Below are 18,594 nucleotides of genomic sequence, written 5' to 3'. Positions count from 1 at the left end.
CGCTCATGGCCCGTCCCCGCCGCGCAGGAAGCCTCCCAGCACCTCGCGGCGACGCTCGCGGATGCGGGAGAAGGCTCGCTCCTCCAGCTGCCGCACCCGCTCCCGGGAGATGGGCGGGTTGAACTGCTTGCCGATCTGCTCCAGGGTCAGGGGCTCCTGGCCGCCCAGCCCGAAGTGCAGGGCGATGATCTTGCGCTCCTTCTCGCTGAGGGTCTGAAGGCTGGCCTCGATCTGCTCCAGGAAAGCCTCCTGGTCCAGCGTGTGCATGGCGGAGGGCTCCACCTCCTGCTCCAGGCTGTCGCCCACGGTGAGGTCCGAATCGCCCAGGCCCTGCTCGGTGGAGACGGTGGACGTGGTCTGCTGGAGGAGCTGGAGACGCTCCACCTCCTCCACCGTGAGGTTGGCCGCGTCCGCGATCTCCTGGAGCATGGGCACCCGGCCCAGGGACTGGCTCAGCCGCTGGGTGACGCGGTTCAGGTGCACCAGGTGGCCCGCCACCTTCTGTGGCAGGCGGATCTTGTTCCCGTGTTCGGCGAGCGCGTGGAAGATGGCCTGCCGCACCCACCAGGAGGCATAGGTGAGGAACTTGTTCTGCCGTTCCGGGTCGAAGCGCTTGGCGGCCTCGATGAGGCCGAGGTTGCCCTCGCTGATGAGGTCCAGCAGGTCCAGGCCCATGCCTTCGAACTTGCGGGCCTCCTTCACCACGAAGCGGAGGTTGCCCTCGACGAGCTTGCGGAGGCCTTCCGGGTTGCGGTCGTTCTGCCACAGGCGCCCGTTGATGCGCTCCTCCTCCGCCGTCAGCAGGGGCAGGTGGCGGATGGAGTCGAAGTACTTGTCGAGCGAACGCTCTTCGAGATGCCGGAGGGGCACGGAACACCTTGGGGGAGGAACCAGCATAGCAAGCGATCCGCGCCCCCAGGGCAACTGCGACCGGCTTCAGCGCTTGCGCAATCCGTGGGGCGTGAGCTTCACCAGGCCCGTGCCGCTGGCCGGCCAGGGCACATCCTTCACGCCGGCGGCCTCCAGGGCCTGGGCCAGCCGCTCCAGGTCCTCCTGCATGCGATTGAGGCGATCCCGCAAGGTGAGCACCACCTCCACACCGGCCAGGTTGACGCCCAGGTCCCGCGTGAGGTTGAGGATGAACTCCAGGCGCTCGAGGTCCTCGTCGCTGTAGAGGCGGGTCTTGCCTTCGGTGCGGCTGGGGGTGAGCAGGCCCTCCCGCTCGTAGAGGCGCAGGGTCTGGGGATGCACGCCGTAGCGCATGGACACCACGCCGATCATGTAGGCGCCGAGGCGGGGATCTTTAGCCATGATGCTGTCCTCGCTGTTTCCGCACGTCCGCGTCGTTCAGCTCCGCCAGCTCGCGGAGGAGGTCCTTGCTGCGCTCGTCCTGGATCTGGGGCGTCACCACCGCCACTTCCGCGATGAGGTCGCCCCGCTGGCTGCTCCTGGGGATGGGCATGCCCTGGCCCTTGAGGCGGAGCTTGGCGCCGGTCTGGGTGCCCGGGGGCACCTTGATGGTCTGGTGGCCCTCCGGCGTGGGCACCTCCACCTTGGCCCCCAGGGCCGCCTCGGAGAAGCTGACGGGCAGCTTCACGTAGAGGTTCGGACCCTTGCGCTCGAAGCGGGCGTCCGCCTCCATGCTGATCTGCAGGTAGAGGTCGCCGGGCCCGCCGCCGCGGCGGCCCGCCTCGCCCTTGCCCGCCACGCGCAGGCGCGCGCCGTCCTCCACGCCGGCCGGAATGGCGATGGTGACGGTCTCCTGGCGGGGATGCCGGCCCGCGCCCCCGCACTCGGGACAGGCCGGGGCGCGCATGCCGCGGCCCTGGCAGTCGGGACAGGTCCGGCCGAAGCTGAGGAACCCGCCGCCGCCGCCCAGCTTGCCCTTGCCGTTGCAGGTGCGGCAGACCTCCTGCTTCCGGGAGCTCTCGCCGGTGCCGCGGCAGGCCAGGCAGGGCTCGGAGCGGTTCACGCGCAGGCTCAGGCGCGTGCCCTCGAAGGCCTCGCGGAAGCCCAGGCGCACGGTATGGACCAGGTCTTCCCCCCGCTCGGGCCCGTGGCGCATGGGCCGCCCGCCGAAGCCCGCGAAGATGTCCTCGAAGGAGAAGCCCCCGCCCTGCTCGAAGCCCGGCGGCGCCTGGGCCCCGGGGCCGTTGGGATCGCCGTAGGTGTCGTAGTTCTTCCGCTTCTCGGGGTCCGAGAGCACCTCGTTGGCTTCCGAGAGCTTCTTGAACTCGGCCTCGGCCTGGGCATCGCCCGGGTTCAGGTCCGGGTGGTGCTTCCGCGCCAGCTTGCGGTACGCCTTCTTGATGTCCTCCTCGGACGCCGTCCGGGGCACGCCCAGGATCTTGTAGTAGTCGGGATGGGGCATGGCTTTAGTCTAGGACACTAAGATTTCGTTCGCCGAAAAAAAGCGGAGTCGCGGCTGGGCCGAGACTCCGCGAGGGGGTCCGGGGGTGTGCGCGCAGCGAAGCGGAGCGCGGGACCCCCGGGGAAGGTCAACTGACGACTTCAGCGTCGATGACGTTGTCGTCCCCACCCTTCTTTTCACCTCCGGGTGCGCCAGGCGCGCCCGGAGCCGGGCCGTCACCGGCAGGAGGCTCGCTCTTGTAGAGGGTCTCCGCCAGCTTGTGGCTCTTGGCCGTGAGGGTCTCCAGGGCCTTCTTGATGCGGTCCTGGTCCAGGCTGGCCAGGGCGGCCTTCGCCTCGACGATGGCCTCCTCGGCCTCCTTCTTGTCGGCCTCGGGCAGCTTGTCGCCGCTGTCCTTCAGGAGCTTCTCCACCTGGTAGACCATCTGGTCGAGGTGGTTCTTCTCCTCCAGCAGGGCCTTGCGGGCCTCGTCGTCGGCCTTGTGGGCCTCGGCATCCTTCACCTTGGCGTCGATCTCCTCCTTGGAGAGGCCCGTGCTGCCCGTCAGCGTGATGCTGGCGTCCTTGCCCGTGCCCTTGTCCTTGGCGGTGACGTGGACGATGCCGTTGGCGTCGATGTCGAAGGTGACTTCGATCTGCGGCATGCCGCGGGGCGCGGGCGCGATGTTGCCCAGGTGGAACTGGCCCAGCAGCTTGTTGCCCTCGACCACGGGCCGCTCGCCCTGGAACACTTCGATGTCCACGCCGGGCTGGTTGTCCACGGCGGTGGTGTAGATCTCACTGCGCTTGGTGGGGATGGTGGTGTTGCGGGGGATGATGACGCTCATCTGCCCGCCGTTGGCGTTGATGCCCAGGGAGAGCGGCGTCACGTCGAGGAGCAGCACGCCCTTCACGTCGCCCGCCAGCACGCCGGCCTGCACGGCGGCGCCCAGGGCCACGACCTCGTCGGGGTTCACGCTGTGGTTGGGCTCCTTGCCGAAGATGGACTTCACCATCTCCAGCACCTTGGGGATGCGGGTCGAGCCGCCCACCATCACCACCTCGTCGATCTCGTGGTGGGCCAGCTTGGCGTCTCGCACCGCGTTCTCGCAGGGGCCCTTCAGCTTCTGGAGGATGGGCTCGATCATCAGCTCGAACTTGGCGCGGGAGAGCGTCTGGTTCACGTGCTTGGGGCCGCTGGCATCCGCCGTGATGTAGGGCAGGCTGATGTCGGTCTGGGTGGTGCTGGAGAGCTCGATCTTGGCCTTCTCGGCGGCCTCCTTGAGGCGCTGCATGGCGTCGGCCTGCTTGCGGAGGTCGATGCCCTCGGCCTTCTGGAACTCGTCCGCCAGCCAGTCGATGATGGCCTGGTCGATGTTGTCGCCACCCAGGTGGGTGTCGCCGTTGGTGGACTTCACCTCGACCACGCCCTCGGAGACTTCGAGGATGCTGATGTCGAAGGTGCCGCCGCCGAAGTCGAAGACGGCGATGGTGCCGTCCTTCTTCTTGTCCAGGCCGTAGGCGAGCGCGGCGGCTGTGGGCTCGTTGACGATGCGCTTCACGTCCAGGCCCGCGATGGCGCCAGCGTCCTTGGTGGCCTGGCGCTGGGCGTCGTTGAAGTAGGCGGGCACGGTGATGACGGCCTCCGTGACCTTTTCGCCCAGGTAGGCCTCGGCGGCCTCCTTCATCTTGTTCAGCACCGCGGCGCTGATCTCCTCGGGACTGAGGTGCTTGCCATTCACCACCACGGCGCAGCCGCCCTTGTCGGCCCGCTCCACCGTGTAGGGGACGAGCTTCTGTTCCTTGTCGGAGTCGGCGTAGGGCAGGCCCATGAAGCGCTTGATGGAATAGATGGTGCTCTTGGGCTGAGCCACGGCCTGGCGCTTGGCCGGGGCACCCACGAGCCGCTCGCTGGTCTTGGGGTTGAAGCCCACCACGGAAGGCGTGGTGTCCGCGCCCTCGGGGTTCGGAATCACCTTCGGCTGCCCGCCCTCCATGACGGCCACGCAGCTGTTGGTGGTGCCGAGGTCAATGCCGATGATCTTGCCCATGTCGTTCCTCCTGGGGTCTGCTTGGGGAGTCAGGCCGGGCTGCGCCCACCCTGGCCCTACGAGGATACAAGCTGGGCACTCTTTGTCAATATGATCTTCTAGTTTTGACTCATATTTTCTTCTTGGTCGCTTAACGCCCTTCAAGGGATATGCTGACATCATGACGCTTCGTCCCTGCCCCATCTGCCGAACGCCCACCGCCTGGGAGGGCAACCCCTTCAAGCCCTTCTGCTCCGAGCGCTGCCGGCTCCGCGACCTGGGCGCCTGGGCCAGCGAAAGCTACCGCGTCCCGGAGAAGCCCCAGGAGGAGGACGGCGAAGGCTGGAGCGGCGAGGGCGAGGAGGGCTGATCCGGCTTCAGGCCTGAGCCTGGGCCTCGGCCCGGGCCCGGATGGCCTCCAGGCTGGCAGGCGCCGGATGCAGGTCCTGGCTGCGCCCCGCGTGCATCACCTGGCCAGGCACGTCATGGCCCACCAGCTCCGGCAGGCTGCGGGCGGCCGCCAGGAGGCGCGGCAGGTCCACGGCCACGGGGAATCCCATGGCCTGGAGCATGTGGACCAGGTCCTCGGTGCAGACGTTCCCGGTGGCGCCCGGCGCGTAGGGGCAGCCCCCCAGCCCGCCCAGGGAGGCGTCGAAGCGGACGACCCCGGCCTCCAGCGCCGCGAGGGCGTTCGCCAGGCCCATGCCCCGGGTGTTGTGAAGGTGGGCCGTGAGCTCAGCCTCCGGGAACCGCGCCCGGAAGGCTGCGCAGAGGGAGGCCACCTGGCGGGGATGGGCCATGCCCGTGGTGTCGCAGAGGGTGATACCCGCCACGCCCCGGGCCAGGAACCGCTCGGCCAGGCCCAGCACCGTAGCCTCGGGGACCGCGCCCTCCATGGGGCAGCCGAAGCTGGTGGAGATCGACACGTTCAGGGCCGCCCCGGTCCCCTTCACCAGGTCCACCACCTCCAGCAGCCGCGCCACGGACTGCTCGCGGGTCATGCGGAGGTTCAGCAGGTTGTGGGTCTCGCTGGCGGACACCACCAGGTTCAGCTCGTCCGTGCCCGCGGCGAGGGCCCGCTCAGCGCCGCGGAGGTTGGGCACCAGGGCCGTGTAGACCACGCCGGGGACGCGCCGGATCCCGCGCATGACCTCGTCGGCGTCCGCCAGGGCGGGGATGGCCTTGGGCGAGGTGAAGGAGGTGACCTCGATCTTGGCCAGCCCGCAGAGGCCGAGGGCATCGATCAGCTCGATCTTGTCGGCGGTGGGGACGAAGCGGTCCTCGATCTGGAAGCCGTCGCGGGGGCCCACTTCCTGGATGTGGATGGGATGGGGGAAGTGGTGCTCGAACATGGGATCCCTCAGATCACGCCCTTGGCGCGCAGTTCCGTTATGGCCGCCTCGGACACACCCGCCCGGCGCAGCACGGCCTCCGTATCCGCCCCCAGGGCCGGCGCGGGGCGCTCCACCCGGCCCGGCGTGAGGCTCAGCTTGGGCACGATGCCCGGGACCTCGATGGCCTGGCCGTCGGGCAGGCGGGCCTGGAGGATCATGTCCCTGGACCGGTAGTGGGGATCCTCGGCGATGTCCCGGGCGTTGTAGATGCACCCCGCGGGCACCCGGGCCTCGTCCAGGGCCCCGAGCACCTCGTCCAGGGATCGCGTGGCCGACCAGGCGCCGATGGCCGCATCCAGTTCCGCCGCCCGGGCGGCGCGGCCGTCGTTGCCCGCCAGCCCGGGATCCTCGGCCAGGTCCTCCCGGCCGATGCGGACCATGAGGCGCTTGAAGATGCCGTCGCCATTGCCCGCGATGAGGGCGTAGCCGCCGTCCGCGCAGCGGTAGGCGTTGGTGGGCGCGATGCCCGGCAGGGCGCTGCCCGAGGGCTCGCGCACCACGCCGAATGCGCTGTACTCGGGCAGCAGGCTCTCCATCATGTGGAAGACGGCCTCGTAGAGGGCCACATCGATGACCTGCCCCTCGCCGCCGTTCACCTTCCGGTGGTAGAGGGCCAGCAGCACGCCGAGGGCCCCGTGCAGGCCCGCCAGGGAGTCGCCGATGGACACGCCCACCCGCACGGGCGTGCGGCCCGGTTCGGCCGTGAGGTGGCGCAGGCCGCCCATGGCCTCGCCGATGACGCCGAAGCCCGGGCGGTCCCGGTAGGGCCCCGTCTGGCCGTAGCCCGATATCCGCAGCATCACGAGGCCGGGGCTGAGGGCGTGCAGCTCCTCCCAGCCCAGGCCCCAGCTCTCGAGGGTGCCCGGGCGGAAGTTCTCGATGAGGACGTCCGCCTCCTTCGCCAGGTCGCGGACGATGGCCTGGGCCTCGGGCTTCCGCAGGTCCAGGGCCACGGACCGCTTGTTGCGCGACTGCACCTGCCACCAGACGGAGGTGCCGTCCTTCAGCAGGCGCCACTTGCGCAGGGGGTCGCCGGCGCCCGGCGGCTCGACCTTGATGACCTCCGCCCCGAACTCGCCGAGGATCTTGGCCGCGAAGGGCCCCGCGATGAGCTGGCCCAGCTCGAGGACGCGGATGCCGCTGAGGACCGAGGGCTGCATGGGGAACTCGCGAGAGGGGCGGGGTCTAGACCACGCCGAGGATGCCGAGGAGCGCGCCGGCCGCCAGGAGCCAGAGCACATGGACCCGCGTTCGCCAGACCAGCAGGGCCGTGGCGGCGGTCAGCAGCCAGAGGGGCCAGGCCGGGCCGGCATCGTGGGCCGTGCGGGCCAGGATCCAGCCGGTGGCCAGCATGAGGCCGATGACGACCGGGGCCATGCCCTGCTTGAAGGCCCGAACCGCGCGCAGGTGCCGGTTCCGGTGCCCCCACTGGGAGGCCAGGTGCGTGACGATGGTGCTGGGCAGCAGGATGCCGGTCAGGGAGAGGACCACCCCGGCCAGCGCCAGCAGCGGCCCGCCGGAGTTCATGCCCAGGTTCCAGCCCAGGAGGGCCACGAAGAGGATGTTCGGGCCCGGCGCCGCCTGCGCGAGCGTGATGGAGCTGCTGAACTGGGTCTCGCTGAGCCACCGCTGCTGGAGCACCAGGTAGCGGTGCATCTCCGGGGCCGTGGTGAGGGCGCCGCCCACGGACAGCAGCGACAGCAGGAGGAAGTGGCCGAAGAGTTGCAGCCAGTCCCAGCCGTGCAGAGGGAAGGCTCCCGGGGCGGCCGTCACGGGTCCAGCCTCGCGTAGGTGGCCAGGCAGGCCACGCCGCCGAGCCCCAGCAGGACGAAGGGCATGGGCCAGTGCAGCAGCGCCACCCCTCCGAAGGCGGCCACGGCCAGGGCCCCGCAGGCAAGCGCGCCGAGGGGGTGGCCCTTCAGGCCCCCGGAGAGGCGGAGACCCGCGGCCATGATCAGGCCTGCGGCCACGGCGCCCATCCCGCGCAGGGCCCGGGCCACGGCGGGATGCCCGCCGAACCGGCCGTAGGCCACGGCCAGCAGCAGGACCAGCAGCAGCGGCAGCGCGAGCATGCCGGCCATGGCCGCCAGGGCGCCCCGCCAGCCGAAGCGCCGGCCGCCGATGACCAGCGAGAGGTTCATGACGTTGGGGCCGGGCATGATCTGGGCCACGGCCCATTCCTCGACGAAGGCGGCCTGGCTGAGCCACCGCTTCCGCTCGACCAGCTCCCGGTGCGCCACGGCCATCACGCCGCCGAAGCCCTGCACGGCCAGCCAGGTGAAGGTCAGGAAGAGGTCCGTCAGGGAGCGGGGCCCCGGTTGATCCTCGGGTAGGGTCTCGTGTTCGATCATGGTCATCCGTGGAAAACAGGAAGGGCGAGGGGGACCCGCGCCCGGCAGGTCCCCCTCGGTGACTGCGAACCTACCAGAGGTGCAGCACCTTCCACCAGGCGCCACCCACGACCACCCAGATGAGGATGTTCACGACGCTGACCATGAAGCCCAGGCGCCACCAAGTACCGATGGGCACATAGCCCAGGCCGAACATGGCCGGGGCGGGGCCCGTCCCGTAGTGGGTCATGCTGGCGTGCAGGTTGGAGAAGAAGCACAGCACCAGCGCGGCGAGCATGGGCGGCGCGCCGAGCGTGATGGCCACGCCCAGGAAGGCCGCGTACATGGCGCCGGCGTGGGCCGTCATGCTGGCGAAGAAGTAGTGGGCGTAGAAGTAGGTCACGGCCAAGACCAGGAAGCCGAACTGCCAGCTGTGGCCCGCCATGGAGGCGCCCACCACCTTGCTGAACCAGGGGATCATGCCCAGCTTGTTCAGGAAGCCCGCCATCATGATCAGGCCGCCGGTCCAGATGAGCACGTCCCAGGCATTGTGCTCCTCCAGGACATCCTTCCAGGTCAGCACGCCCGTCAGCAGCAGCAGGGCCAGGCCCAGGAGCGCCGCCGTGGTGCCATCGATGCCGAAGCTCTTCTCGCCGATGACCCAGAGCACCAGCACGAAGCTGAACACGGCGACCATCAGCCACTCGGACATGGACGGACGGCCCATCTCCTTCAGCCTGGCCGTGGCCATCTCCACCGCCTCGGGCGTCTCCGTGATCTCGGGCTTGTAGAGCTTGTAGAAGAAGTAGGGGATCACCAGCAGGCCCACGAGGCCGGGCACGATGGCGGCCACGAACCAGCTGTTCCAGGTGATGGTGATGCCGAAGTCCGCGGCGAACTTCTGGGTCATGGGGTTGGCCGCCATGGCCGTGAGGAACATGGCGCTGACGATGAGGTCCAGGTTGAAGCAGGTCATGGTGAGGTAGGCGCCGATCTTGCGGGCGGTACCGTCCTCGGGGTTGCTGCCGTAGGCCCGGGCCAGGGAGCGCATGATGGGCATGATGATGCCGGCCGTGCGGGCGGTGTTGCTGGGCACCACGGGCGCCAGCACGAACTCGGTGGCGGCGAAGCCATAGGCCAGGCCGAGGGTGCGCTTGCCCAGCAGGCGCATGAAGAAGTAGGCGATGCGCGTGCCCAGGCCCGTCTTGATGAAGCCCCGGGCGAACATGAAGGCCACGATGATGAGCCAGAGCGTCTTCTCGGCGAACCCGCTGAGGCTGTCGCCGATGGGCAGGGTGCCCGTGATGGCGGTGAGGCCCACGCCGATCATGGCCACGGCGCCCATGGGCAGGGGGCGGAGGATGATGCCCAGGATGGTGGCCACGAAGATGGCGAAGAGGTGCAGCCCGCGGACCCAGTCGGCCTGGCGGACCTTCTCGGCCTCGGCCTTCGTCTTGGCCTCCGCCTCCGCCTTCACCTTGGCCTCGGCTTCGGCCTTGGCCTTCGCGGCGGCCTCGAACTTGACCCTGGCTTCGGCCTCGATGCGCTGGACGTCGAGTTCCTTGGCGCTCAGCTTTTTGGCCGCGGCGGCCGGCTTGGGCTCAGCCTTCAGTTCGGTTTTCGGCTCACTTTTGGGCTCGGCCGCCTTGGCCTCCGCGGGCTTGGACTTGTCGGCGGGCTTGGCCGACTTCTCGCCGAGCTTCGCGCCCTTCTCGCCGTTCTTGGCCTTGGCGGCGGCGCTTCCCGCGAAGAACTTGGCGTCGGGCACCGGCGCGACGCGCGGAAGGATGACGTAGAGGAGGCAGCCCACCGCGAGGGTGGCCAGGAGGCGGAGGGGCTTGGCCCCCTGCCATCCACCGCCTTGGGATTCCGGATTGGACATATCAGCACCTGCGGGAGGGGCCAGACGGGCTGGCGCCAGGGTTGGGGGTCGCGAGAGACCGCCGGGCCCAGTCGTCCGGACCCGGCGGGAGGGCCACCTACAGGGCGCGGATGCGCATGCCGATGGCGAACTCGGTCTGGGAGTCGTGGGGGTTGGTGGCCGAGAGGCGGAAGGCGTCGTGCAGCTTCAGGTAGTCGAAGACCACGTAGGCTTCCATCTTCTTGCTGAGGTGTCGCCGCACGGCCCCGTAGGTGGTGTCCCGGCGGCCCGACACGAAGTAGGCCTTGTTGGCGGTGTCGGCGAAGGGGTTCTGCCAGGCGCCCGTGGCGGCGCCCAAGCCGGCGTCGTCGGCCTTCATGGACTGGAAGCCCAGGTAGTAGCTCCACTTCGGATCCGTCTGGATGGAGGCCGACACGGTGAAGGCGGAATCCCTGCGGTCCGGGTGGTTGAGGCCCTGCTCGGCCGTGTAGTGGAAGTAGCCGGCGTTCAGGCGCAGCCACGCCACCGGGCTCACGTTGCCGCCCAGGGAGGCGGACTTCTGCGTGAAGCCGTTGTTGTTGGCCTGGGTGTAGAAGCCGGCGAGGTGGAAGGCCTTCGCGTTGTAGCCCAGGGCCATGGAGGCCGTGGAGTTCTTGGTGGTGGTGTTGGGCTCGTAGTTCAGGTTGTAGGCCGCGCCCATGGCGAAGCCGCCGTCGGTGACCTTCTTCCACACCACGCCCTTGTCGATGCGGGTCTGGGCCGGCCCGCCCGTGGGGGAGCCCACGCTCACGGCCCCGGCGTAGTAGACCAGGGACTTGAAGTTGTTGTTGTTGGTCCAGCCGCCCTCGTCGTAGTTCACCTCGGCATGGGCGAAGGGGTCGCCGTAGATCACGGCGAAGTCGCGGGCCAGGGTGTTCTGGCGGCCGAAGGTGAGCTGGCCCAGCTCCTTGCTCTTGATGCCCAGCCAGGCGTCGCGGTTGAACAGGGTGTTGGCCTTGCCCTGCTCGCCGTCGTAGAGGAAGTACTCGCTCTCCAGCTTGTAGATCACGCTGAGGCCGTCGACGTTGGTCTTGATGGCGCCCTTCAGGCCCCAGCGGCTGCCGCTGAACCAGGACTCCATGAAGTCCACCTTGGTGCGGCCGTCGGCGGTGGCGTTGGTCTTGGACCCTAGGGTGGCGTCGATGAGGATGTAGGGGGTCAGCTCCGCGGGAAACTTGAAGGCCTCCGCCTTGGCTTCAGGCTTGGCTTCAGGCTTGGACGCCAGCTTCTGCTCCAGCTCGGCGATGCGCGCGTTCTGCTTGGCCAGCTCGGCCTTGACGTCAACCTCCTGGGCCGGGAGGAGGGCGGCCGCGGCAAGGCAGGCCAGGGTGCGGAGATGCATGGGGACTCCTTGGTGTGAGGGATGGGTACAGCGGGATCGGGAGAGACGGACAGCCGGAGGTCGCCCCCCGGGAGAGGGATCAGGGCGAAGCGGGATGGATCACTGGGAATCTAGGAGGCCAACCTTTCAGTCAGCTTTCAGCGCCTCCGGATGTGCGTACGGTCACGCGGCGCGTCCGGCGCGCGCCGGTGCGATCATCCTGGAAGACCCCCGAACCCGATCCGGAGCCGCCATGACGCGCACGCCCAGGTCCCTCGCGCTTGCCGCTGTCCTGCTGGCGGGAGCCGCCTGGCCCGGCCGCGCCGCCGAGCGCATCGTCCTGATGGTGGGCGGCATCGAGAAGATCATCTACCTGCCCGTGAAGCTGGCCCAGCAGCTGGGCTACTTCGAGCAGGAAGGGCTGGAGGTGGAGGTCCACAGCGAATGGGCGGGCGTCCGCGGGGTGGACATGCTCCTCGTGGGCGGGGCCCAGGGCGTGGTCGGGTTCTATGACCACACCGTCTACATGCAGACCCAGGGCAAGGCTGTGGTGTCGGTGGTCCAGTTCTCGCAGGCTCCCGGCGAAGTGGAGCTGGTGTCCTCCCGGCTGCCCAGGGTCCGCACCATGGCCGATCTCGGCGGCCAGACCCTCGGCGTCACCGGGCTCGGCTCATCCACCCAGTTCCTCTCCCGCTACCTCGCCCTGTCGGCAGGACTGCGGCTGAACCAGGTGACCTTCAAGCCCGTGGGCACCGGTGAGTCGTTCATCGAGGCCATGAGCAGTGGAACCATCGGCGCCGGCATGACCACCGAGCCCACGGCGTCGCGGCTGCTCGCCACCGGCCAGGCGCGGGTGCTGGTGGACCTCCGCACCCCGGAGGACACGGCCAGGGCGCTCGGCGGTCCCTACCCGGCCTCCTGCCTCTACATGCAGACCGCTTGGGTGAATCGCCACAAGCCCGAGGTGCAGAAGCTCGTCAACGCGCTGGTGAAGGCCCTCCGCTACATCCAGGGCCACACGGCGGCCGAGATCGCCGCCCACGTCCCCGCCGACTACTACGGACAGGACAAGGCCATCTACATCAGGGCCCTGGCGCGCAGCAAACCCATCTTCATCCCCGACGGCCGGATGCCCGCCAACGGCCCCGCCAACGTCCTGCGCATCCTGACCCACACCGAGCGATCCCTCCAGGGGAAGGCCGTGGACCTCGCCAGCACCTATACCCTGGAATTCGTGAACGCCGTCAAGTGACCTCTCCCGGAATCCGCCGCCCATGAAACTCCTGCTGGTCGAGGACAACCGCGCCCTCTCCGAGTGGCTGGCCCGGACCCTGAGGGCGGACAAGTACACGGTGGAGTGCGCCCAGGACGGCCTGGAGGCCGACGGTCTCCTCCGCACGGAGGCCTACGATCTGGTGATCCTGGACCTGGCCCTCCCGGGGCTGGATGGCCGGGAGGTTCTCAAGCGCCTCCGGAGTCGGCGCAATGCCGTGCCGGTGCTGATCCTCACCGCCTTCGACGCCACCCGCGACCGGGTGGAGGGCCTGGATTTCGGGGCCGACGACTACATGGTCAAGCCCTTCGAGGTGCATGAGCTGGAAGCCCGCATCCGGGCCCTGCTCCGGCGCGTCAACCAGCAGAAGAACCCGGTGTTCGCCTGCGGCTCCCTGGTCTACGACAGCAACCGCCGCGAATTCACCCTGTCGGGCGCGCCCCTGGCCCTGACACCCCGAGAGCACGCCGTGCTGGAGGGGCTGATGATGAAGGCCGGCCGGACGGTGAGCAAGAAGGCCCTGGCCGAGAGCCTCTACTCACTCGACCAGGACGTGAGCCCCGAGGCCATCGAGATCTACGTCCACCGCCTCCGGAAGAAGCTCGAGGACGGCGACGTGGTGATCGCCACACTCCGGGGCCTCGGCTACCTCCTGAAGCCACGCCATGAGGCCTAAGAGGTCATATCAACACCCGACGAGGCCGCGATGAAGCCAGGCTGGATGCACCGCAAGGAAGGGCCCGCAGGGCGATGCGGGACATCGTTCAAGGGCCCTGACACCGAGGGGCGCCAGCCTGGCTTCATCCCTCCGGGCGAGGGCCGGCGGGCGTCGCGATGCTTCGTCACGCTCGTCGCGCGTAGTGCCTGCTACGCGTCTCCTCGCCTTCCTCGCCTCGCTCGCCCGGCGGCCCTCGCGCGGCCTCGTGGGGTGTTGATATGACCTCTGAGTCCGCCCTCAGCCTCCGGGCCCGCCTGCTGCTGTGGCTGCTGGTGCCCCTGGGCGTCCTCGCCCTCACGAACCTCACCCTGGCCCGGCGGGAGGCCCGGCACACGGCCGACATGGTGCAGGACCGCCTGCTGCTCGGATCGGCCCGCATCATCGCCCAGCAGATCCAGTTCGAGGATGGCCTCCTGGACGTGGCCATCCCCCCGGCGGCCCTGGAGCTGTTCCAGTCCAGGGCCCAGGACCGGGTGTACTACCGCATCGCCTCGCCCAAGGGGGTGCTCCTCTCGGGCTACGCGGAGCTGCCCCCCCCAGCGGAGGCGCCCCGACCCGAGGAATCGGTGTACTTCCAGACGGAAGTCCGGGGCGAGCCCGTACGGGTGGTGGCCTACGCCCAGCCCGTCTTCGCGGCCCCCGCCGAGGGCCCGGTGATCATCGAAGTGGCCCAGACCCTCCAGGACCACAACCAGCTGGCCCGCAAGCTCTGGACCACCACCCTGCGGCAGGACCTGTGGACGCTGGCCCTCGCCGGCCTCCTGATCTGGTTCGCCCTGCGCCGGGGCCTGAAGGACATCCTCCGCCTCCGGGATGAGGTGGGACGGCGCAAGCCGGGCTCGCTGGAACCCATCCAAGCCGGACCCATGCCCCAGGAGCTCCGGCCCCTGGTGGAATCCCTCAACGGCTACATCCAGCGCCTGGACGCTCAGATGGCGGTCCGCAGCCGCTTCATCGCCAACGCCTCGCACCAGCTCCGCACCCCCTTCGCCGTGCTCCAGACCCAGGCCAACTACGGCCTCCGCAGCCCGGATCCGGCCGTCAAGGACGAAACCCTCGGGGCCATGTCCGAAGGCGTCCGCCAGGGGACGCGCCTCGTGAACCAGCTGCTCGCCCTGTCCCGGGCCGAGGCCGGGGCCCAGACCCGCCGGCCCGGCGAGGTGGTGGACCTGACGGAGCTGGCCCAGCGGGTGCTCGAGGAGCAGGCGACCCTGGCCCAGGCCCGCCGCATCGATCTGGGCTTCGACCGCCCCGAGGACCGCGTGGACCTGCCCGCCTCGTCCACCATGCTCCACGAGCTGGTGGCCAACCTCGTGGACAACGCCCTCCGCTACACGCCCCCGGGCGGGCGGGTCACGCTTTCGCTCCGCCGGGTCGAGGGGCGTCCGGTCCTGTCCATCGAGGACAACGGGCCCGGCATCCCCCCCGCCGACCGCGCCCGGGTGTTTGAGCGGTTCTGCCGGCTCGGCAGCTACGACACGCCCGGGTGCGGCCTGGGGCTCTCCATCGTCCAGGAAGTGGCCCGCGCCCTGGGCGCCGAGGTCCGCCTGTCGGATCCCACCACGGGTCCCGGCCTGGTCGTCACGGTGGCGTTCCCAGCCGGAGCCACCCGATAGGCCGGGATCCCCGCCCTACTGCGCCTGGTGGACCTTCTTCACCATGTAGCGGGGCCGGTCGCGCACTTCCTGGTAGATGCGGCCGATGTACTCGCCCAGCAGGCCGAAGGCGATGAACTGGCAGCCCACGAAGAAGAAGAGGATGGCGAACAGCGTGAACACGCCCTGGGCCGTGCCTTCCGGGTGCAGGAAGCGGTAGACCACCAGGCCCAGGAAGAGGATGAAGCCGATGGCGGCCGTGACGACGCCGAACACGCTGAGGGCCTGGAGGGGGATCAGGCTGAAGCTGGTGAGCAGGTCGAACTGGAGGTTGATGAGCTTCCAGAGGCCGTACTTGCTCTCGCCGGCGGCGCGCTCCGCGTGGGCCACGGGCACCTCGGTGATGCGCTTGGCGAAGCTGTTGGCCAGCGCGGGGATGAAGCTCGAGCGCTCCTTGCAGAGCAGCATGGCGTCCACCACCTCGCGGCTGTAGGCCCGCAGCATGCAGCCGTAGTCGTGGAGCTTCACGCCCGTGGTCTTGCGGGTGACGGCATTGACGATCTTGCTGGGCATGGTGCGGAAGAAGCTGTCGTTCTCCTGGCGGCCCTGGCGCCAGCCGCCGACGACGTCGTAGCCCTCCTCCACCTTGGCCACCAGCTTGGGGATCTCCTCGGGAGGGTTCTGGAGGTCCGCGTCCAGGGTGACGACGACGCGGCCCTTCACCTCGGCGAAGGCGCCGAAGATCGCGCTGTGCTGGCCGTAGTTCCGGTTGAACTCCACGACCTTCACGCGGGGTTCCTCCTTGGCGATGGCCACCAGCAGGACCAGGCTGCGGTCCCGGCTGCCGTCATCCGTGAAGATGACCTCCCAGGGTTTCGAGGGATCCGTGAAGGACTCCGCCATCACCTTGGACAGGCGCGCCCACAGCGTGGGGATGTTCTCCTCCTCGTTGTAGATGGGGATGACGATGCTCAGATAGGGGTCCATGGGCGCTCCAACCCCTCATTCTAGTAGGATCTATAGCTGTCCTGGAGTCAGCCATGCCCGAGCCCAAGATCCTGCTGGTGGAAGACGAGCTCAGCCTCGCCGAGGGCATCAAGCTGAACCTCGAGCTGGAGGGCCTTGCCTGCACCTGGATTCCCCGGGGCGACCAGGCCCTGAAGCAGATCCTGGCCGAGGCCTACGACCTCGTGATCCTCGACGTGATGCTGCCGGGCATGGACGGCTTCACCATCTGCCAGAAGGTGCGCGAGGCGAAGAACTTCACGCCCATCCTCTTCCTCACGGCCAAGAACACGGACGACGACCGGGTGCACGGCTTCGAGACCGGCGCCGACGACTACCTGGGCAAGCCCTTCCAGGTGAAGGAGCTGCTGCTGCGGGTCCGGGCCATCCTCCGCCGCGAAGCCTGGTACCGGAGCCGCGAGATGAGCAGCCGCCAGGCCTTCGGCGCCCACTGGGTGGACTTCGACAACTACTGCGGCGAGGGGCCCAACGGCCCCTTCCAGCTCGGCATGAAGGAGTGCATGATCCTCCGCCTGCTCATGGAGCGGCCCGGCCAGGTGGTGAGCCGCACGGACATCCTGGACAAGGTCTGGGGCGAGGACGCCTACCCCACCAGCCGCACCGTGGACAACTTCATCGTCCGCATCCGCCGCGTGATGGAGCTGGACCCGCACCATCCGCGCTGGGTCCACACCATCCGCAGCGTCGGCTACCAGTTCGATCCCGAAGGGAAACAGCGGAAGGGCGAGGAGTGATGTTCCGCGGCTGATCCGAACCCGGAACTTAGGGCGGGATGGTCCCATCCATGGGGGTATCTTTTACCCACCCATCCCCAATGGATGCCATCCGGAGGCTTCATGCCCGTTTGTCCTCGTCTGTTCACCGCGTTGGCCGTGGCCCTCGCCTTCGGGGCGGTTCAGGCCCGGGCCGAGGAGCCGCGCTTCGGCCTTCAGCTCCACGCGAACTTCCCGACCGGCGACCTCAAGACGGCGGTCGACAACAAGCCCGGTGCCGGGCTCGGCGCCCATGTCACGTTTGATCTAGGTGCGGGCCACGTGATCAGGCCAAGGTTCGACGCCGTGTTCTATCCCGAAGGCACGGTCAACGGATTCAAAACCAAGGCGAACGATCTCAGCCTGGGCGCGGACTACCTCTACTTCCCCGGCGGAACACCCGGCGGCCTCTACCTGACCGCCGGGCTTGGCCTCCACCGCTGGCGTGTGGACACCGAGACCCCCGCCATCGCCCCATTCCCGGCATCCTCGGCGTCCCAGTCCTCGACCCGCTTTGGATACTCGGCCGGGCTTGGATACAACTTCAACCGGACCGTCGGGGCCGAGCTCCGCTATGTCAGCTCTCATTACGCCAACCAGACCGCCTGGGATCCGACCGCCAATGCGCTCCAGGCCGGCGTGACCTTCCGGTTCTGAGCGGGTACTCGAGGGCGGTTGGCGTCCTTGGAATCAAGGAAAGCGGGGCGCGGTCGCGCCCCGCTTTCCCTTCGGGAACGACTATTTGACCTCGATCTCGCGGCTGCGGCCCAGCTTCTCGAAGGTGGTCATCTGCTCGGCGAGGCTGGCGGCGGGGGCCCCCTGCTTCACGTCGGAGAGGACCTGGCGCTTCTCGTCACCCTTGCTGAACTTGCTCTCGGCCATCACGGGCTCGAGGGCCGGCAGCAGGGTCAGCTCGCCCGCCGGGCCCTCGGGGGCCTTGGAGGTGGCGATCGCATCGGCGTGGGCCAGCAGGGCGGCGCCGGGCGTCGCTCCGAGGCGACGCAGGTCCAGCCAGCCGAAGCCGGGATCCCGCAGCAGGTCGAGGTCCTCGTTCTCCAGCCAGATCATCAGGGCGTTCAGGGCCTTGGTCTGCGCGGGATCGGGCACGCTGCGCAGCTTCTTCTCGCCCTTGACGTCCACCTCCTGGCGGGTGTTGTCGATCCAGGCCTGGGCCCGCTTCACCCACAGGGCCGTGATGGCCTTCTGATTGGCGAAACCCTCGGGCGCCTTGGGCCCCTTGGCGGCCTTGGCCTTCTTGCCCTTGGCCGGCGGCTCGGGCGCCGTCCAGGCAGGAGCGGCGGCGTCCACCTTGGGATCGAGCAGGAGGCCCCGCAGCTTGGCGAGGCGCGGCTCCAGCCCCTTGGCGTCGGCCTTCGCGGCGGCACGGGCGGCGGCCTGCAGGTCCTTCCAGGTGGTCTCGAGGAGGAGCTTCTTCCCGTCGGCGTCATAGAGCCCGTGCTGGGCGCGCACCTTGGCCAGGTACGTCTCGACGGCGGGAATGGCGGCCGAGGCCTTCTCCGGGAGGATGGACTTCACGGCCACGAGGGCGCCGAGGGTGTCGCGCACCTCGACGGCCTTGGGGTGGCTCCGGTAGTAGCCCAGCTCATGGGCCGAGAGGGCGGCGCGCTGCAGGGTGTAGGCCAGCTTCCGCTGGCTGGGGCGGAGCTGGTCGAAGGGCTTCGCTTCGGCTTGGGGCGCGGCCGGGGCCTCGGCCTTCACCTCGGCGGGCTTGGGCTCGGGGGCGGGCACCTGGGTCGGCGCGGGCGCGGGTGCAGGGGCTGGCGCCGGAGCCGGCGCGGGGGCCGGGGCAGGTGCGGGCGCAGGAGGGGGGACGGGTTGGGGCGTCTGGGCCAGGAGGCCCGAACCCACGATGACTGCCAAGACCCAGCGACGCTGCATAGGAGGC

18 protein-coding genes are annotated in these 18,594 nt (G+C 69.2%); 6 read left to right on the top strand and 12 right to left on the bottom strand.

Annotation, left to right across the window (positions count from 1 at the left end; all coding sequences use genetic code 11):
• Positions 1-3 precede the first annotated feature (3 nt).
• The 4 genes from MLE42_RS14120 to dnaK form a co-directional block, all read right to left on the bottom strand.
• Complete coding sequence (locus MLE42_RS14120) at positions 4-870, bottom strand: sigma-70 family RNA polymerase sigma factor (RefSeq protein ID WP_243288520.1); 867 nt, start codon at positions 868-870, stop codon at positions 4-6.
• A gap of 66 nt (positions 871-936) precedes the next feature.
• On the bottom strand, positions 937-1,311 hold the full coding sequence (locus tag MLE42_RS14115) for a MerR family transcriptional regulator (protein ID WP_243288519.1): 375 nt from the start codon (positions 1,309-1,311) through the stop codon (positions 937-939).
• The gene (dnaJ, locus tag MLE42_RS14110; protein ID WP_243288518.1) at positions 1,304-2,371 is read right to left on the bottom strand and encodes a molecular chaperone DnaJ; all 1,068 of its coding nucleotides are present in this window, start codon (positions 2,369-2,371) and stop codon (positions 1,304-1,306) included. The genes MLE42_RS14115 and dnaJ overlap by 8 nt, the downstream gene beginning before the upstream one ends.
• Before the next feature lie 127 nt (positions 2,372-2,498).
• Positions 2,499-4,400, bottom strand: coding sequence for a molecular chaperone DnaK (dnaK, locus tag MLE42_RS14105; RefSeq protein ID WP_243288517.1), 1,902 nt, complete (start codon positions 4,398-4,400; stop codon positions 2,499-2,501).
• A 160-nt stretch (positions 4,401-4,560) separates the two neighbouring features.
• On the opposite strand from dnaK, the gene MLE42_RS14100 reads away from it, so the two are divergent.
• Positions 4,561-4,749 (top strand): DNA gyrase inhibitor YacG, encoded by a 189-nt coding sequence (locus tag MLE42_RS14100; protein ID WP_243288516.1) that lies wholly within the window; start codon positions 4,561-4,563, stop codon positions 4,747-4,749.
• Between the two features lie 7 nt (positions 4,750-4,756).
• Here MLE42_RS14100 and MLE42_RS14095 read toward each other — a convergent pair whose 3' ends face one another.
• From MLE42_RS14095 to MLE42_RS14070, 6 genes are all read right to left on the bottom strand, one after another.
• A complete protein-coding gene (locus MLE42_RS14095; protein ID WP_243288515.1) occupies positions 4,757-5,731 on the bottom strand; it encodes a hydroxymethylglutaryl-CoA lyase in 975 nt (324 codons plus the stop codon).
• An 8-nt stretch (positions 5,732-5,739) separates the two neighbouring features.
• Complete coding sequence (locus tag MLE42_RS14090) at positions 5,740-6,933, bottom strand: CaiB/BaiF CoA transferase family protein (RefSeq protein ID WP_243288514.1); 1,194 nt, start codon at positions 6,931-6,933, stop codon at positions 5,740-5,742.
• A 25-nt stretch (positions 6,934-6,958) separates the two neighbouring features.
• Positions 6,959-7,546, bottom strand: coding sequence for a chromate transporter (locus MLE42_RS14085; RefSeq protein ID WP_243288513.1), 588 nt, complete (start codon positions 7,544-7,546; stop codon positions 6,959-6,961).
• Positions 7,543-8,124, bottom strand: a complete 582-nt coding sequence (locus MLE42_RS14080) for a chromate transporter (RefSeq protein WP_243288512.1) — start codon at positions 8,122-8,124, stop codon at positions 7,543-7,545. The genes MLE42_RS14085 and MLE42_RS14080 overlap by 4 nt, the downstream gene beginning before the upstream one ends.
• 70 nt (positions 8,125-8,194) lie before the next feature.
• Entirely contained in the window at positions 8,195-9,985 is a 1,791-nt protein-coding gene (locus MLE42_RS14075; RefSeq protein ID WP_243288511.1) for an anion permease, read from the bottom strand.
• A gap of 97 nt (positions 9,986-10,082) precedes the next feature.
• Positions 10,083-11,345 (bottom strand): porin, encoded by a 1,263-nt coding sequence (locus MLE42_RS14070; RefSeq protein WP_243288510.1) that lies wholly within the window; start codon positions 11,343-11,345, stop codon positions 10,083-10,085.
• 232 nt (positions 11,346-11,577) lie between these two features.
• Here MLE42_RS14070 and MLE42_RS14065 point away from each other — a divergent pair, with 232 nt between their 5' ends.
• The 3 genes from MLE42_RS14065 (at position 11,578) to MLE42_RS14055 (ending at position 14,931) form a co-directional block, all read left to right on the top strand.
• Positions 11,578-12,576 (top strand): ABC transporter substrate-binding protein, encoded by a 999-nt coding sequence (locus MLE42_RS14065; RefSeq protein WP_243288509.1) that lies wholly within the window; start codon positions 11,578-11,580, stop codon positions 12,574-12,576.
• 22 nt (positions 12,577-12,598) lie between these two features.
• Positions 12,599-13,273 (top strand): response regulator, encoded by a 675-nt coding sequence (locus MLE42_RS14060; RefSeq protein ID WP_243288508.1) that lies wholly within the window; start codon positions 12,599-12,601, stop codon positions 13,271-13,273.
• A gap of 260 nt (positions 13,274-13,533) precedes the next feature.
• Positions 13,534-14,931, top strand: coding sequence for a sensor histidine kinase (locus tag MLE42_RS14055; RefSeq protein WP_243288507.1), 1,398 nt, complete (start codon positions 13,534-13,536; stop codon positions 14,929-14,931).
• Positions 14,932-14,946: 15 nt separating this feature from the next.
• On the opposite strand, the gene MLE42_RS14050 is transcribed toward MLE42_RS14055, so the two are convergent.
• Positions 14,947-15,897: a glycosyltransferase gene (locus MLE42_RS14050; protein ID WP_243288506.1), complete on the bottom strand. Its 951-nt coding sequence runs from the start codon at positions 15,895-15,897 to the stop codon at positions 14,947-14,949.
• A 53-nt stretch (positions 15,898-15,950) separates the two neighbouring features.
• Here MLE42_RS14050 and MLE42_RS14045 point away from each other — a divergent pair, with 53 nt between their 5' ends.
• Positions 15,951-16,670 (top strand): response regulator transcription factor, encoded by a 720-nt coding sequence (locus MLE42_RS14045; protein WP_243288505.1) that lies wholly within the window; start codon positions 15,951-15,953, stop codon positions 16,668-16,670.
• Between the two features lie 102 nt (positions 16,671-16,772).
• Entirely contained in the window at positions 16,773-17,345 is a 573-nt protein-coding gene (locus MLE42_RS14040) for an outer membrane beta-barrel protein (RefSeq protein WP_243288504.1), read from the top strand.
• An 81-nt stretch (positions 17,346-17,426) separates the two neighbouring features.
• On the opposite strand, the gene MLE42_RS14035 is transcribed toward MLE42_RS14040, so the two are convergent.
• Positions 17,427-18,587: a hypothetical protein gene (locus tag MLE42_RS14035; RefSeq protein WP_243288640.1), complete on the bottom strand. Its 1,161-nt coding sequence runs from the start codon at positions 18,585-18,587 to the stop codon at positions 17,427-17,429.
• Positions 18,588-18,594: the final 7 nt, after the last annotated feature.

The organism is Geothrix terrae (assembly GCF_022808775.1).
Classification (GTDB): Bacteria; Acidobacteriota; Holophagae; order Holophagales; family Holophagaceae; genus Geothrix; species Geothrix terrae.
The sequence above is the reverse complement of the archived record's forward strand: the minus strand, read 5'-3'. Positions and strand labels throughout refer to the sequence as shown.

What these genes read in the sequence shown, in the direction of transcription:
- MLE42_RS14115 (WP_243288519.1), bottom strand. Translation starts at nt 1,311, where the DNA reads ATGGCTAAAGATCCCCGCCTCGGCGCCTACATGATCGGCGTGGTGTCC.
- dnaJ (WP_243288518.1), bottom strand. Translation starts at nt 2,371, where the DNA reads ATGCCCCATCCCGACTACTACAAGATCCTGGGCGTGCCCCGGACGGCG.
- dnaK (WP_243288517.1), bottom strand. Translation starts at nt 4,400, where the DNA reads ATGGGCAAGATCATCGGCATTGACCTCGGCACCACCAACAGCTGCGTG.
- MLE42_RS14100 (WP_243288516.1), top strand. Translation starts at nt 4,561, where the DNA reads ATGACGCTTCGTCCCTGCCCCATCTGCCGAACGCCCACCGCCTGGGAG.
- MLE42_RS14095 (WP_243288515.1), bottom strand. Translation starts at nt 5,731, where the DNA reads ATGTTCGAGCACCACTTCCCCCATCCCATCCACATCCAGGAAGTGGGC.
- MLE42_RS14090 (WP_243288514.1), bottom strand. Translation starts at nt 6,933, where the DNA reads ATGCAGCCCTCGGTCCTCAGCGGCATCCGCGTCCTCGAGCTGGGCCAG.
- MLE42_RS14080 (WP_243288512.1), bottom strand. Translation starts at nt 8,124, where the DNA reads ATGATCGAACACGAGACCCTACCCGAGGATCAACCGGGGCCCCGCTCC.
- MLE42_RS14075 (WP_243288511.1), bottom strand. Translation starts at nt 9,985, where the DNA reads ATGTCCAATCCGGAATCCCAAGGCGGTGGATGGCAGGGGGCCAAGCCC.
- MLE42_RS14070 (WP_243288510.1), bottom strand. Translation starts at nt 11,345, where the DNA reads ATGCATCTCCGCACCCTGGCCTGCCTTGCCGCGGCCGCCCTCCTCCCG.
- MLE42_RS14065 (WP_243288509.1), top strand. Translation starts at nt 11,578, where the DNA reads ATGACGCGCACGCCCAGGTCCCTCGCGCTTGCCGCTGTCCTGCTGGCG.
- MLE42_RS14060 (WP_243288508.1), top strand. Translation starts at nt 12,599, where the DNA reads ATGAAACTCCTGCTGGTCGAGGACAACCGCGCCCTCTCCGAGTGGCTG.
- MLE42_RS14055 (WP_243288507.1), top strand. Translation starts at nt 13,534, where the DNA reads ATGACCTCTGAGTCCGCCCTCAGCCTCCGGGCCCGCCTGCTGCTGTGG.
- MLE42_RS14050 (WP_243288506.1), bottom strand. Translation starts at nt 15,897, where the DNA reads ATGGACCCCTATCTGAGCATCGTCATCCCCATCTACAACGAGGAGGAG.
- MLE42_RS14045 (WP_243288505.1), top strand. Translation starts at nt 15,951, where the DNA reads ATGCCCGAGCCCAAGATCCTGCTGGTGGAAGACGAGCTCAGCCTCGCC.
- MLE42_RS14040 (WP_243288504.1), top strand. Translation starts at nt 16,773, where the DNA reads ATGCCCGTTTGTCCTCGTCTGTTCACCGCGTTGGCCGTGGCCCTCGCC.
- MLE42_RS14035 (WP_243288640.1), bottom strand. Translation starts at nt 18,587, where the DNA reads ATGCAGCGTCGCTGGGTCTTGGCAGTCATCGTGGGTTCGGGCCTCCTG.